This is a genomic window from Kamptonema sp. PCC 6506, assembly GCF_000180455.1.
In the GTDB taxonomy this organism is placed as follows: Bacteria; Cyanobacteriota; Cyanobacteriia; order Cyanobacteriales; family Microcoleaceae; genus Kamptonema; species Kamptonema formosum.
In genome coordinates, this window is record NZ_CACA01000299.1 from 1 (window position 1) to 14,924 (window position 14,924).

Annotated in this window: 13 protein-coding genes and 1 pseudogene; 4 read left to right on the forward strand and 10 right to left on the reverse strand. The window is 46.3% G+C overall.

Features of this window, described 5'->3' with window-relative positions:
• The 5 genes from OSCI_RS17490 to OSCI_RS17510 all read right to left on the reverse strand — a co-directional run.
• Positions 1–1,484 (reverse strand): heavy metal translocating P-type ATPase (locus OSCI_RS17490; RefSeq protein WP_039962496.1); only part of this gene is annotated, 1,484 nt, incomplete at its 3' end.
• A gap of 116 nt (positions 1,485–1,600) precedes the next feature.
• On the reverse strand, positions 1,601–2,299 hold the full coding sequence (locus OSCI_RS17495) for a helix-hairpin-helix domain-containing protein (protein ID WP_007356388.1): 699 nt from the start codon (positions 2,297–2,299) through the stop codon (positions 1,601–1,603).
• 220 nt (positions 2,300–2,519) lie between these two features.
• Positions 2,520–2,867 (reverse strand): NINE protein, encoded by a 348-nt coding sequence (locus OSCI_RS17500; protein WP_007356389.1) that lies wholly within the window; start codon positions 2,865–2,867, stop codon positions 2,520–2,522.
• Between the two features lie 308 nt (positions 2,868–3,175).
• Positions 3,176–3,388, reverse strand: coding sequence for a hypothetical protein (locus OSCI_RS17505; protein WP_007356390.1), 213 nt, complete (start codon positions 3,386–3,388; stop codon positions 3,176–3,178).
• A 146-nt stretch (positions 3,389–3,534) separates the two neighbouring features.
• Positions 3,535–5,121 carry a CPBP family intramembrane glutamic endopeptidase gene (locus OSCI_RS17510; protein WP_007356391.1) on the reverse strand — a complete coding sequence of 529 codons (1,587 nt, stop codon included), beginning with the start codon at positions 5,119–5,121 and terminating at the stop codon, positions 3,535–3,537.
• Positions 5,122–5,313: 192 nt separating this feature from the next.
• On the opposite strand from OSCI_RS17510, the gene OSCI_RS17515 reads away from it, so the two are divergent.
• Positions 5,314–6,657, forward strand: a complete 1,344-nt coding sequence (locus OSCI_RS17515; protein ID WP_026103784.1) for a histidine phosphatase family protein — start codon at positions 5,314–5,316, stop codon at positions 6,655–6,657.
• A gap of 437 nt (positions 6,658–7,094) precedes the next feature.
• Here OSCI_RS17515 and OSCI_RS17520 read toward each other — a convergent pair whose 3' ends face one another.
• From OSCI_RS17520 to OSCI_RS30805, 5 genes are all read right to left on the reverse strand, one after another.
• A complete protein-coding gene (locus tag OSCI_RS17520; RefSeq protein ID WP_007356394.1) occupies positions 7,095–9,527 on the reverse strand; it encodes a type IV pilus secretin family protein in 2,433 nt (810 codons plus the stop codon).
• Between the two features lie 199 nt (positions 9,528–9,726).
• A complete protein-coding gene (locus OSCI_RS17525) occupies positions 9,727–10,560 on the reverse strand; it encodes a hypothetical protein (RefSeq protein ID WP_007356395.1) in 834 nt (277 codons plus the stop codon).
• Entirely contained in the window at positions 10,557–11,468 is a 912-nt protein-coding gene (locus OSCI_RS17530; protein WP_007356396.1) for a PilN domain-containing protein, read from the reverse strand. Before OSCI_RS17530 ends, OSCI_RS17525 begins: the two co-directional genes overlap by 4 nt.
• A gap of 3 nt (positions 11,469–11,471) precedes the next feature.
• Positions 11,472–12,566: a type IV pilus assembly protein PilM gene (pilM, locus tag OSCI_RS17535; protein ID WP_007356397.1), complete on the reverse strand. Its 1,095-nt coding sequence runs from the start codon at positions 12,564–12,566 to the stop codon at positions 11,472–11,474.
• Between the two features lie 34 nt (positions 12,567–12,600).
• The gene (locus tag OSCI_RS30805) at positions 12,601–12,753 is read right to left on the reverse strand and encodes a hypothetical protein (protein WP_007356398.1); all 153 of its coding nucleotides are present in this window, start codon (positions 12,751–12,753) and stop codon (positions 12,601–12,603) included.
• A 77-nt stretch (positions 12,754–12,830) separates the two neighbouring features.
• Here OSCI_RS30805 and OSCI_RS17540 point away from each other — a divergent pair, with 77 nt between their 5' ends.
• The 3 genes and pseudogenes from OSCI_RS17540 to OSCI_RS17545 all read left to right on the forward strand — a co-directional run bounded on the left by OSCI_RS17540 (position 12,831) and on the right by OSCI_RS17545 (position 14,905).
• Positions 12,831–14,114: an ABC transporter substrate-binding protein gene (locus tag OSCI_RS17540; RefSeq protein ID WP_019486888.1), complete on the forward strand. Its 1,284-nt coding sequence runs from the start codon at positions 12,831–12,833 to the stop codon at positions 14,112–14,114.
• Between the two features lie 256 nt (positions 14,115–14,370).
• A pseudogene (locus OSCI_RS28625) lies at positions 14,371–14,520 on the forward strand (type II toxin-antitoxin system HigB family toxin); the annotation flags it as partial.
• A complete protein-coding gene (locus tag OSCI_RS17545; RefSeq protein ID WP_007356401.1) occupies positions 14,504–14,905 on the forward strand; it encodes a helix-turn-helix domain-containing protein in 402 nt (133 codons plus the stop codon). The pseudogene OSCI_RS28625 and the gene OSCI_RS17545, both read left to right, overlap by 17 nt.
• The last annotated feature ends 19 nt before the right edge of the window (positions 14,906–14,924 follow it).

Genomic DNA, 14,924 nt, shown 5'->3' on the forward strand with positions numbered 1-14,924 from the left:
GCTATACAATCCGTTACTTTCGGACTACCTGTAGTCAGGGTTCCAGTTTTGTCAAAAATAATAGTATCGAGTTGGTGTACCCGTTCCAAAACATCGCCACCTTTAATTAATAAACCCCGTTCCGCCCCCATACCAGAACCAACTAAAATAGCAGTAGGGGTAGCGAGTCCTAAAGCACAAGGACAAGCGATCGCTAAAACTGCGATCGCCAACTTCAAACTTAATAACGCTGGCGACAGCGGGCCCTGAATCATATTCATCCCCGCATGGTTCATACTAATGGCCGTATGTTCTAAAAGTACCTCCGGCCAGATATGAGTCCCTGCGAAATACCAAAATAGGAAAGTTAAAGTAGATATCGTCATTACGCTATAGCAAAAATAGCCAGCGACAGTATCAGCTAAATATTGAATAGGTGCTTTCCGAGTTTGGGCAGTTTCTACTAAAGCTACAATTTGGGCTAGAGTTGTCTCTTTACCAGTGCGAGTTGCCCGCATTACGATCGCCCCAGATTGATTCAGCGTACCCGCCGCAACTGCATCTCCTCTCTGTTTAAAAACGGCTACAGACTCACCAGTAAGCATTGACTCATCTACCGTCGTCGTACCCTTACAAACTTCGCCATCTACGGGAATTTTTTCCCCCGGTAATACCTGCAACCATTCTCCTACACGCACGCGATCGGCTGGAATTTCAACTGTTAGCAGGGTAAGGGGTAATTCGGAATTTTCCTCTGAACCTGTGTTTTCTTGAGGTTTAGCAACTAAATTGGCCGTTGCTGGCTGTAGGGAAATTAAAGCTTGAAGGGCCGATGCTGCACGTCTTTTGGCTTGTTGTTCCAGGGTTTTTCCTAATAAAATAAAGCCCAAAAGCATTACTGGTTCGTCAAAGAAACATTCCCATCCCATCTGCGGAAATAAGAGGGCGATGACGCTGGCACTGTAGGCTGTAAAAGCACCTAAGCCTACGAGAGTGTTCATGTTGGGGGAATTGCGCCATAGTCCACGCCACCCATCAATTAAGATAGCGCGTCCGGGGAATAGTAGGGCCGCAGTCGCTAGGCCGCAATGGAACCAGATATTGCTGAAAATTGGGGTTTCTGTTCCTACTAGATGGCCTAAACCGGATAGTAGGATCAGGGTAAGTGCGATCGCCAACTGCCAAATCTGCTGTCTAATTTCTTGGCGGCGACGTTCAACGATCGCAGCTAATTGTTCTTGCTGATGCTCAGCATAGCGCGGCTGAGTTGGAAATCCCGTATCTGTTAACTTTTTAGCAATGGCAACTGCATCAACAACTCCCGCTTTGCCCTCAATTGCAGCCACTTCAGTTGCCAGGTTGACGCGGGCAGAAATTACGCCCGGTTGCTGTTTTAACTGTCTTTCTACAGCAGCTACGCAACCTGCACATTTCATACCTCCAATATCAAGAGTAATTATTTCTGGGGGTGAGGAATCTGCTAGGATTTCTGGGGAAGATTGCATGAGATTTTCTCGCAGTTTAATATCTTTTTTAGATGGTGGGCAAAAGCCTAAGTCCCTACTGTACTTCATAAACGTGAAATCTTTTGTATCATCGATCAGAAAACAGCCTAAAAATCTTATACAATATCGCGATAACTATGAAATGGTAATCCCGTCCGTCGCTTGACATCCATTACTGATTTATATTCCCCTTTTCGCCGCCTTTCTTCAAAGATTTTTTTGGCAACTGCTGGTTCAATACCGCAATCAATTAGTTCTTCTCCTGAAAGTATATTTAAGCGCTTCCAAGTTAAAAGGGCTTCTTTTTTGTAATCATAGCTGAATGTCACCATTGGCGCGATCCGTTTCACCTGACTCTCTGGAATTCCCGCGATTTCTGAGAGTTCCTCTAAATGGGTAAAAATATATCCTTCATTCTGCAATGATTCTATGTCGTTCGCGTAGACAATCGGCAATCCCAAAACGTTGACAATATCGTTTTTGGAACAATCGTTAATATCTATTTTACCACGAATATTCGCAATCAATGTTGCAGTATTTTCATCTTGAGGAATTAGCAAATTTCTGGGAGAAGTCTTGATCAGATAGCGCTTTTTTAAAGAGAAGGCAGTGACAATTTGAGCCAGCCATAGGATCGCTGATAGATTGGTTGAAGATAATGCTAATGCTGCGATCGTCAAAGCTACACCACCAGCAACCCAGCTAGGAGTGTTAGATTTTTGACCTGCATAGGCGATCGCGAGTCCTCCGAAACCGGGGAAAAAAGACCACCAAACCCACTTCGGCACTTGCTGTAACAAGGAATCTTGCGACACTTTCAATCCACCTTTAACAACTTTTAGTTTTATAGCAAACGCCAAGACAGTTAGAACACTCGCTTATAGCTGAAACCATCGATTCTATTTCCCTCTTCCCCTGACTCTTTAACCCTCTAACCCTAGCTTATTTTCTTCATTGGGATCGGATTTGTTCTCCCCACTCTAACCCTCTTACCCTAGCCCCTAGCCCCTAGCCCCTTCTTCCCCTAGCCCCTTCTTACAAATCTTTCAAAAGTTTTTGGCGTTTCTCTTCATATTCTTCTGCTGTGATCGCACCCATATCATAAAGTTTTTTCAGGTCTGCTAAAGCACCAGTTACATCTTTAGCCGATCTTAATGAGTTCCCACCCCCTGGCAAGCTGCCGCCGTTATATTTAGCCTGAAATGCTTGATCTGACATCAAAACTAAGCCGATAAAGTCAAAAAATGAGATAATTGCTGGGATGAATGTCCAACAAAAAAGCAAGTACAATACTCCCGCAAAGTTGTACCCTAAATAAAATTTATGAATCCCTATTCCCCCTAAAAAGAAAGTTAGTAAAATCGCTACACTTTTATCTTTCATCGTTTTTACCTCTTGCCTCACATTTTAACATTCAAGCTAGGTATAGCAACCGCCACAACGGTTAGGACACTCGCTCATGGATCAAACCATTGATTCTCTTCCCTTCTTTCCCTTCTTTCCCTTCTTTCCCTAGCCCCTAGCCCCTAGCCCCTAGCCCCTAACCGCCCTGGCGGTTGCTATAACAGTACCGATTTTAGTTGGGACTATCCCATTTTTGCAAATATTATGTATAGGCGTAAGCGATTCCGGTAGCAAATCTTTGACGATCGCTAATAAATTATCGACGGTCATGCTTCGCCATTACTACTTTAACGTTTCTTACTTCTGGCTAGTTTTGACATCAAAAAATATATTAAAACTATACCAGCTTGAGCTTCAAGCAGCACCAAGTAGCCTTTCAAGAAATAATTGAGGTCGCTGGCTGAGTTTAAAGAAAATACTACAATGCCTAATGCTGCGTATGGCAACAGACGCATCCAAGTGGATTTTCCTTCAAACTTGCGACTATCTACATTACTCATGATTTTGCTGCCTCATCCTTACTAAAATTTACACAAAAATTAGCAAGGGGTCAAGTTGCTGAACAGTTGCAGCTACACTTTTAGCATAGGTTTTTCGGAAAAAACGCAAAAGTTTACATTTATTCCCTTAGTCTAACTCTTGTGATTCAAGTTGTGCCGCTACCCAAGATAAATAAGCTGAGGAGAGTGCCGCTATTCCACAGGCTGTGAAGTAACATGGGAGCTAGGAGGTTGCGCGATCGCGTGTAAACAAACCCCAAAATCATGCCCAAAGTCGCCAACGGTAGAACTTCCGAAGCATTCAAGTGCGCGATCGCAAACACGAATCCGCTAAGGGCGATCGCCCCCCAAATAGGCAAGTAGCGAGTCAGAGAAGGCAGCAGAAACCCTCGAAAGATGATTTCCTCAAAAAGTGGGGCCGCGATCGATGCCGTAGCGAAAAACACCGCTAAAGCTATCCCATCCTTACTTTCCAATGCGATCGGTAAAATGGGATTACTCCCACCTTTACCTTGCCATATTTGCTGATTAATTAGGGATACCAAAATCACCAACGGCAGCGCGACAAAATAGCCTCCCAAGCCCCACAAAAACCAACTTCCTCCTAATTTAACTTCAAACCAACCTTTAGGTAGGGGCAAAAACGGTTTTACACAGAGGAAAAGTACCAAAATTCCTCCAGCAGCCAACAATACATAATTAGCAAGAATATAAAAAGCCTTAGTGCGGGCATCAAAGGTAGTAGGATTAAGCTGAAGGAATGCTAAGGCTAAAGGTACTAACAAAGGGATTAAGATTTGCCCCACAAAGAAGAAGCCGAAAACGAGAACTTCCCAAATAGTTTCCCCATCCCAAGGGGTATCCCAAGCTAAACTTCCATTGCGTAACAGAATTGGGCCAGAAGCAGGATTTGCCGGATCGGACTGTTTTCGAGACACCAACCATTGAATCCCTAAAAATACCAGTAACCCGATACCGATTAAAAATCCCAACCCTGGAATACCAGTTACAATTGCTAATTTTCCTACAGCTTGTTGAGCGATAAATTGCTCAGATGCTTGTAGCGATCGCAACTCCTGGGAACGTTCCTGCAATTGATATAATTGACTCAGCGCTCTGTAGCGAAACCAGCCATCTAAATGCTTTTGAATTTGCGGCTGTGCATCGGGGAACAATTGAGCTGGGTTACTCCAAAGACCTGCTAAAATTTTAGCAGTTTCCGCCGACTCATCGGTAGAAATCCGCTCGCCTTCTCCCTTAATTACATCTTCCCAAGTTTTGAGAGCAGCATCCGTTGTGCCATTTTGTACCTGCAATAATCCCAATCTTACGCCAAGTTCAGCACTCAAACGCTTTAAGCTATTAATCTCAGCTTGTAACTGTTGGCGGTTAGCTAGCTGTAATTCGGGATTAGCTAACTCCTGTAATTTCTTTTCTAGAGTCGTTTTAGCAGATTGTTGAGCTTCTTGATATTGCTTCAAAGCTGCTTTGAAGGGTTCATCACCGACGAGAGTTGTCCGGGCAGTGGTTAGATTAGAACTAGAGCTATTTTCTCCTTGCCATTCCGCAGCGTGGAGCAGTAAGTTGGTCTGGTATAGTTCAAGTCGGCTTTGAATTTGTGGCTGATTCCAGCTTTGGAGTAAGGATAGGCCGACAAGGGCGATCGCCCCTACGGTTAAAATTACTAAAATCAACCGTTTCACTGTTTCTAAAATCGACCGCTTTTCTGTCATCGGATTCTCCAGCTTGCCTCTGTTAACCGTATTTCAGCACAAAATCTGTCTGAATATACCTAATTTATGGAATTATCGCGCAACCCATCCCCGCCCATCACCGGCAAAAAAACTAAAAAATAGTCCCCTCAACAGGTAAAATCTGGTATAGAATTATTTCCCCGTCCCAGCCGCTCACTTGGAGGATGAACCCTGAGTACCCGCGTAATCCTAGTCCGTCACGGCCAAAGCAGCTTCAACAAAGAGCGCCGCATCCAAGGCCGTCTCGATAAATCCGTATTGACAGAAAAAGGCTGCACTGCCGCCAATCAAGTAGGCGCTATACTGGGATCTATCGCCTTTGAAAGTGCCTATTGCAGCCCCTTGCAACGGGCAAAACAAACAGCCGAAATCATCCTCTCCTGCTTTGACACCCCACCCCCTTTGCAGGCAACAGAGCAAATCATGGAAATAGATTTGCCCCTCTGGGCAGGGATGTTACGCCAAGATGTACTAGACAAATTCCCAGAAGACTACCGCTGCTGGCAAGAAAAACCAGACAAATTTTCGATGGTGGTGTCATCAAATGAAGGACAAATCGAATACTTTCCCGTATTAGCAGTCTTTGAAAGTGCTCGCCGATTTTGGCAAGATGTTCTGCCCCGCCACAACGGAGGCACAATTTTAGTAGTAGCCCACAATGGTATTAACCGCGCTTTAATCGGTACTGCCTTGGGCATTCCCCCTGCTTACTACCATTCCATCCAGCAATCTAACTGCGGTATAACTGTTCTGAATTTTGCACCCCCGTTAGCTACTGGGGATTTAGGTGCAGTCCAGCTAGAATCAATGAATCTCACTTCCCACGTTGGCGAAATTTTCCCTAAACCCAGGGAAAATCATCACGGCCCGCGTTTGTTGCTAGTGCGTCACGGCGAAACCGACTGGAATAAAGCTGGCAAGTTTCAAGGACAAATTGATGTTCCTCTCAATGACAATGGTAGAGAACAGTCGCGGCGGGCTGCTGAGTTTCTCAAAGAGGTTAAACTAGATTTTGCGATTAGTAGTTCCATGCTGCGCCCGAAGGAAACCGCTGAGATTATCCTGCAACATCATCCAGAGATAGAATTGCAGCTAAATAATGAACTCAGAGAAATTAGTCATGGACTTTGGGAAGGAAAGTTTGAAAGTGAAATTGAGCAATCCTATCCGGGTCTTTTAGATGAGTGGAAAACGGCTCCCCAAAATGTGCAAATGCCAGAAGGAGAAAATTTGCAGCAAGTTTGGGAAAGAGCGATCGCAGCTTGGCAAAAAATCGTTGCCTCTGCTTCTGGTACTGGCATTGTTGTCGCCCACGACGCGATTAATAAAGCTATTCTCTGTCATTTGTTTGGCTTAGAACCGGAGCATTTTTGGAAGTTTAAGCAGGGAAATGGGGCCGTCACTGTAATTGATTATCCCAATGGCCCAGAGGGTCTACCGGTGTTGCAAGCGATGAATATTACTACTCACTTGTCAGGAGGTATCCTTGACAAAACTGCCGCAGGAGCTCTGTAAATTTTAACTAGGGGCTAGGGGCTAGGGGCTAGGGGCTAGGGAAGAGGGAAAAGTCTATTGGGCGATTGAAATCGCCGCTACACGAACAAAGTCCGCCTGCGCGGACTGTAGAAATAATTGTAACCCGCGTAGGCGGGTTTCGTCTGTGTAGATGCGGTTTCAACCGCTTTCAGCGGTTAGGGGTTAGGGGCTACGATGCTCAGGATTAGGGGAAGAAGGGGGGAGATGGGGAAGATGGGGGAGGATGGGGGGGGATGGGGGGAGATGGGGAGGATGAGGAGAATTTGGCTTTTTTTGTGCGTTAGCATTCAGCTAATGTCTTCAACATTCTCTCCTAGAGTAATAAATTCTTTTGCCTTCCCGCTCCCCTGCCCCTCTGCCCCTCTGCCCCCCTGCTCCTCTGCCCCCCTGCTCCTCTGCCCCCCTGCCCCATCATCTTATCTCTGCTGAATCGGCACGCCTCGCTGGAGCATTTGGCGTGCATCTGGACTGGGGTTGTACTGGTAGCCAAAGGAAGAGCGATCGCTATCATCTAGGATTTGCGGTGTCACCAACACAATCACTTCCGCCCGCTGGTTACTCTTGCTAGTGCTTCTGAAAAGTGCTCCAATTATCGGTAAATCTCCCAAAATGGGGATTTTGCTAGCTGTAACTCTTTCTGTATCATTAATTATCCCCGACACGATCAACGTCTGACCGTCGCGCAGGCGAATTAATCCCGAAGACAAAGAGCGTTCTTGCAGCAATGAAATCAGGTTATTGCCCAGAGGTGAAGTTCTGGCGATCGCCCTGACTGTGGGGTTGATTCGCATAGAAATAAAACCATTGTCATCAATGCGAGTTACCTCCACGTTAAGAGTCAAACCTGCATTTCCTTTCTCTGCTGTCACTGTTTGCTGAGTTAAGCCCGTGCCCGCTGTTGTCTGCGTCGTGATGTTGGTAATTACTTGTTCCGTTAAGTTTACACCCGCAGTCTCTCCTTCCTGAACAATCAGGGTAGGATCTGTCAGAATCTTGGCATTGTTGGTCTGAATCTGCGCCTGCAACTGAGACAGAAATCTTGTCGGATATTGGAATAAGGGAAAGAGGCTAAATGTTGCTTCCCCCAGGGAATCCAACTGTCCAGCATCATCTCCATTTAGAGTTCTTTCAAAGGGCGTGTAATCTGAAATCCCTACCCGGTTGGGGTCAGTTGTTACTGGCGATCGCGGCTGGATAAAAAGACCACCGCCGGGAGCTGTCAGCGGAACGTTAATGGGATCGCTGTTAACATCGTAAAATGGATCGCCTGTAACTGGGTTGGGTACTATCGGCCGACCAGTTAGAGAGCTGCGGGTAGTAAGCGTATTAGGTGGATTGACACCCCCAAAATTCAGGGTGGCATTTCCGCCATCATTAACGAAGAAATTGTTATTAATTCCGAAGGAAAAGCTAGAACTATAGTTATTTTGTCCTGCTAAGTTGATGTCAATAATCTTCACATTCACAGCAACTTGGCGGCGGCGTAAATCTAGCTGAGTCAAAAATGAGCTAGCAATTTCCACTTGGCGAGGAGTGCCGATTAAAGTGATGGCATTTAATCGCTCGTCAGTAAGTACAGATAGTCCTCTGAGCAATAAAGCTCCAGTACCTTGAGCTGCGCCGAGCGGTCGAATTTCTACTGAGTTTTCCTCGGTTACGTTCCGGTCAACGCCTGTACCCGTAACTGTACGCCTGACGATGTTAACAACTCTTTGAGTTTCTGCTCCTTGGGCACTTAAGAAAGCTGCGGCTTGTCCGGCTTGGACTTGATTGAGCCGAAACGATCGGGTGATTAAGTTGCGGGCCTCAATGGGCAAATTAGTGCCCACAAAGATCGTGCGCCCGATCCGATTAGCTTGTAAACCGCTAAGACGGAGTACGTAGTTAAAGACATCTTGAACGGATTCATTCTCAATATCTAAGGAAATTTTTGGCCCTTCATCTGTAGTGCTAGCTCCCTGATTGGGGACACCGGGCTGAGCTGCCTGACCTGTCTGCCCCTGAGCGCTGCCCCCCGTAAAGGCAATGTTGACTCCGGCGGCGCGGGCTAGCAAAGCTAACACATCTCTGACGGGTGCATCTCGCAACACTAGGCGAGGGATGCGTTCAGATGTATTGAGGTTGATTGCTGAGGGAGAGGGATCGATATTTGAGACGGCGATATCTCCTAGAGGTGGTGCAACAGCTCGCGACTGAAAAGGAGGAGCTTGGTTGAGAGAGGGTTGAATATCTTCGGGAAGCGGTGGCTGCTCGTTCCTGGTAATCGTGACTTCGGGGTTGGGAACCATCACGTTCGGAGACTGAGCAGTACGGATTTGAGGCGCTGGTACTGCTTGGCTCAGAGGTAGGCCTGGAGCCGGGGGCGGGACTGCCTGACTTAGGGGTTGGCCGGGTGGTGGTGGCGGTGCGATCGCAGGGGCGCTGGCAGTAGCGGAGCCTCTGCCTTGAGCTACGCTGAAGACTATTCCTTGACCCTGTGTCTGAAGGATTTGCCCAGAGGGAGAGCTACCGTTGCCTGCAACGACGATCCTGACGCTGTTAGCATCAATTTGAGTTACTTCTACAGAAGCAATGCCGGGAGCTGGGTTTTCTTGCCGGAAAGCGTTACCTTGGGGTAGGCGCAGTTGGGTATTAGTGATGGTTGCTCGGAAGGTGTTACCGTCGTTAATTGTAAAAACTTGAGGGCGATCGCCTTTCTCTGTTGCCAATACAATATTAAACCCACTGCTGGTTTGAGTGAGCTGTACGGCAGTAACTTTTGTGGGTGCTGCCCAGACTGGTGCTTGTGCGACCAGGACTGCGACCCCCGCGCCGAAAAGCCCTCCACCCAATCTTAAATGTTGTTTCACGTTCCCTCCTCAACTAAAACTTTGTTTGCTGTTGGCTCTCAAGTGTCAGGTGCGCTACTGACTCTTAGAGTATTGACAAATGTACTACTATAGCAAGCACCAAGGCGGTTAGGACGTTTTGAATTTCTGAAACCAGACTCTACCCCTAGTCCCTAGCCCCTAGCCCCTAGCTATACTTGTATTGGAATACAAAATAGCACTATTTGGCTGCCGCAGGTTTAGGAGTTGCAGGTGCGGCTGGACTTGGGGTAGCCGCTGGCTCAACTTGTTTTAAGGGCAGTAGTGCATGCAAGTCAAAGGCTGTTTTGATTTTAGTTTGTGGCACACCTACAGGAATAATTTTCCCTTGCTGATAGTCAACTTCTATTTTCTGAGTTGTTTCTGACAACTGAGATTTTAAGTTTTTCACTACTAACAGGGATTGCATCAGCTCTAGATTTCGTAGGAAGGCTTGAGTTTGAGGGAAACTACCTTCAAACTCAACTTTAAAAGTCTTGCGTCTGAGCTGACCGTTAACCCCAGATCCCAAACTACCATCAAGGACAATATCTGGGTCGGGCATTGCCGCTGCGGCTGCTGGGCCTGATGGGGCAACTACTTTCACCGGGACAGGTTCAAATTTTGTCAGTTTTGCTTTGCGATCGTCGCCTTGAACTCCAGAGTTAATTTTGTTGACCAGTTGAGTAACGTCGTAAAGCAGAGTATTTAAGGTGGTGTCGTCAGCAAACATTGACGTTACCTCAATTCTCCGCTGTATGGCTTCGTCGCGAGCGGCAATTACTTCAGCTTTTTTCTTAATTTGAGCTTGCAGTAGTTGTTGCTTGCCTTCAAGTTCTGTAATTTTCCCTTTGGCTTCGTTACCTTTTTGCAATTCTGGCAACACGAACTGGTAGGTTAGATAGCCGGCTAGTCCTAGACCAAGAACGGCGATCGCAGCTCCAATGACTTGCGGAGTTAGCTTGATGCCAAATATGGCCTTGCCTTCTTCTTCTTGACCTTCCTCGCCGGGAATATATTGATTTGCTACTGTCATGGTTTTTTCACCTCTGGCTGTTGTGCGATCACTCCTTTTTCTTGAAGTGTTTCGATCCTGATTGCTAGACCGTCTGCCTGTTTGTTCCTCAGCTCTGGAAGCAATTGGGATGCAGGAGTGGCGCTGAGGGCTGTTTCAATTTTATATTCGACTATGGGGCGTAGTTTGGGAATTTCGGCGGTTCCTCCTGCGCTTTTGTTCTGAAGTTCTATTTGTGTGGTGTTGTTTTTTAATGTTGCTCCGAGCAGTTTTGTGTCGGTATCTTTGAAAAAGGGAGAACGCTGGATTAGCAGCAGAAAGTCGTTGACTTGCTCGAAGGAACTGGCGACACCGGTAATTACTAATGTGGCTGTCTTCATTGGTGCTGGCGGGGCAGCAGGGGCCGTAGGAGAGGCACTGGCAGCAGGAGATGCGCTGGCAGCAGGAGAGCCACTCGGCGAGGGAGAGGGAGATTTTGCCGCTGCTGCTGGGGTGGGGGTGACGGGGGCCGGGCTCGGCTCGGTTTGGTCAATTTTGGAGATTTTTACTCCTGCTGGGATGCGATCGCCTAGATCTCGCCACATGGCTGACCAAGGCTTAATTTGATCGAATACCGTACCCAAGGCTTTATACTCTCCCTCTATTTTCTGGGTTTCGTTTTTGATTTTGGTGATTTCGGCTACTTGAGCTTCTAATTGAGCCGCTTTCTGTTCAGCTACTGCTTTGCGTTCCCCAGTTCTAGTATTTTCTTGAGTCAGCCACCAGTAAGCGCCTCCGACAACGCCATTGAGAGCTAGTGCTACGGCTACCCCAACTAGAATCGGAGTTTGATCGGCTGAACTTGCAGATTTACTTTTGCGTTCTCGATTAACATCTACCGGTTTGTAATCCGGGCGATCGTTGAGAAAATTAATATCTAAGCTGTACACGCTTCAAACCTCCCTTAGTCCTAAACCCAATGCTATTCCCAAACCAGTTCGTTGTTCTGGGGGAATTTCTTGTTCTAATTCCAGGGAGAGGGCTTCCACTGGATCTACTTGGCTAGCTGGCAAGCTCAACCTCTGCATAAAGAATTCGTCGAGTTTGCCGATCGCTGCTCCGGGCCCTGCCAGCAGCAGTTGCGCCACTTCTAATTCTTCACTCTGGTTGAGGTAAAAATCGATCGAGCGGCGCAGTTCGTCGGCTAATTCGCCTAATACTTTAATCATGGCATTTGTACCTGGATTCGCATCCCCCCCTGATGTGCCCATTGTATCTGTAACTGGGAGGGTCATGCCTTGAACTTCCCTCGTGTCTCTGGTGGGGGGCAAGTTCATCGCCTGGTTGAGGGCGGTTTGAATTTGGTATGTGCCGATGGGAATTGTCCGGTTAAATTGAGGTATGCCATCTACTACTATAGCTAGCTCTGTACTATCGAATTCTATGTCTGTTAGCACTGCTGCTTCTTGGGCAGAAAATTGTTGCAGTTGGTCGCGCATGGTGCGGATTAATGCAAAACTTGTGACTTCTAAGACATCAATTGTTAGCCCTGCTTCTTGAAATGTATTGATGTAAGTATTTGTAACTTCTTGCCGGGTTGCTACTAGGACTACTTGTACTTTTTCTATGCCATCTTCATCGACAAATAAGCCGAGTTTCTGATAGTCTACGTCTGCATCGTCTCTGGGGAATGGTAAGTATAGACCTGCTTCGGCGTTCATGTATTCCCGCAGTTCGTCGTCGTTGAGTTCGGCGGGAACGGGGATTAAGCGGATTACTGCTTCTCTGCCCGGAATAGCTGTAGCTACTCGTTTGGTTGTGATTTTGTTATCGGCGAGTAGGGATCTAATCAGTTCTGCCATTGTTGGCGGATCGACTATTTGACCTTCTTGTACGATGTCTTCGGGGACTTCTGCTGTAGCTAATATCCCTAGTTTTAATGCCGATCCTTTTTTTTGAAGCTGAACGACTTTGATTAAATCTGAAGACAATTCGATGCCGATTCCGGGCTGGCGATTGGAAAATAATCCTTTAAAAAAGTTAACCATATTTTGTTAGTTGTTAGTTGTTAGTTGTTAGTTGTTAGTTGGTAATTGGTAATTGGTAATTGGTAATTGGTAATTCCCCATCTCCCGTATCTCCCGTATCTCCCCCATCTTCCCCATCTCCCGTATCTCCCCCATCTTCCCTATCTTCCCTATCTTCCCTATCTTCCCCATCTCCTCTGCTCCCCATCTCCCCTACTCCCCTGCTCCAAAATTATGCTATCCAATTTAGCTGAGAATAACCATGATGGTCAAAGAATCAATAAAATGAAACGCAAGACTTGGAAACGGTTTGGAATTTTTGCCCTTTTGGGGCTGTTGGTAGCGATCGCATTTGGCTGTGCTACTGGTACTCCTAATGCTGAGAACAAGAATCGGCAAGAAGTTGAGTTCTGGACGATGCAGCTCCAACCTCAGTTTACTGATTATTTTAATCAACTGATCGCTAAGTTTGAGTCAGAAAATCCGGGGGTGAAGGTGCGATGGGTGGATGTGCCTTGGTCGGCGATGGAAAGTAAAATTTTAGCAGCAGTTTCGGCAAAAACTGCACCGGATGTGGTAAATCTTAATCCCGATTTTGCTTCGCTGTTGGCAGGACGCAATGCTTGGCTGGATTTGGATGCTAAGGTTCCTGATGCTGTGCGATCGCAATACCTCCCTAATATCTGGAAAGCTAGCATTCTCAACGGTAAAAGTTTTGGCATTCCTTGGTATCTAACAACGCAGGTCATGATTTATAATTCGGAACTCCTGAAGCAGGCGGGAGTGAGTAAACCTCCGACCACTTATACTGAGTTGGCTGACGTTGCGAAGCAGGTTAAGGAAAAAACGGGCAAGTATGCTTTTTTTGTAACCTTTGTCCCAGAAGATTCGGCTGAGGTTTTGCAGTCTTTTGTGCAAATGGGAGTCCGTTTGGTTGATGACCAAGGAAAGGCGGCGTTTAATACTCCTGAAGGTAAGGCGGTTTTCCAGTATTGGGTTGATTTGTACAAGGGTGGGTTGTTACCGAAGGAGGCGTTAATTCAAGGCCACCGTCGAGGGATTGAACTTTATCAGGCGGGGGAGACGGCTTTGTTGGGTACGGGGCCGCAATTTTTGTCTGCGATCGCGCAGAATGCTCCGACTATAGCGCAGGTTTCGACCGCAGCTCCGCAAATTACGGGGAAAACGGGTAAGAAAAGTGTGGCGGTGATGAATTTGGTGATTCCCCGTAATACGGATGTACCCGATTTGGCTGTGAAGTTTGCCCTTTATGTAACTAACAACCAAAATCAGCTTACTTTTGCCAAGGCAGCGAATGTTTTGCCGTCAACTGTTGCGGCTTTACAGGATGGTTATTTTCAGAGTGTGGCGGCGGATGCTAAGTCGGCGGATTTGGCGAGGATGGTAAGTGCGAGTCAGATGAAGGATGCGGAGATTCTGATTCCGGCGATGCAGGATATTAAGAAGTTGCAAAAGGCGATTTATGAGAATTTGCAGGCCGCGATGTTGGATCAAAAGTCAGTTGAGGCGGCTGTGACTGATGCGGCGAATGCCTGGAATCAAAGGTAGGTAAGGGTTGGGGGGTTGAGTAAAAATTTTTGCTTTACCCCCTTGCTTTTTTGATTGTTTGGAGGTACTATCTATTTGTGGGAATATGTGGGCGTATATATAACCGATTATATTTATAAAGATTACACCTTAAAATCGACTTTAAAACTATTCTAATAATAAGGTAGGAATAATTAAGAGTCAAGAATTTGCGGAAATTTGGCTTAGTTGGGGATAGTTTTGATGGTATAAAGCTGGAGATGGAGATGCTGAAGCGGTAGGAAATTTCACCGTTTTTAATATCAAAGGCAATGATTATCGCTTGATTGTTGGTATTGACTACGAAGACCAAACCGTTTACTACAAATATTTCCTCACCCACGCTGAATACGACAAAGATAAATGGAAAAATGACGATTACTTTTGACCGAGTTATTTATACAAAGCTACTGTCAGAAATTGCTCCCCAGGCGATCGAAACTGAAGAGGAATACGATCGCCTCCTGAAAGTAGCAGAAAGGCTAACTTTTGCGAAAAACCGCTCTCCAGAGGAGAGGGCTTTACATAAATTGTTAGTAACGCTGATTGAAGCCTATGAGACAGAACACTATCCGATGGACAAAAGTTTGCCTCACGAGATTTTGCAACATATTCTGGAATCTAGCGGCCTTAGTCAAGGGGATTTAGCAGACATTATGAAGTCTTCGAGTGGTGTTGTGTCTGAGGTTGTGAATGGTAAACGGGCGATTAGCAAAGCACAGGCTAAAGCGCTTGGTGATTACTTTAAGGTTTCACCTAGTTTGTTTATCTAGGGATAATTTTTCGCCTAAT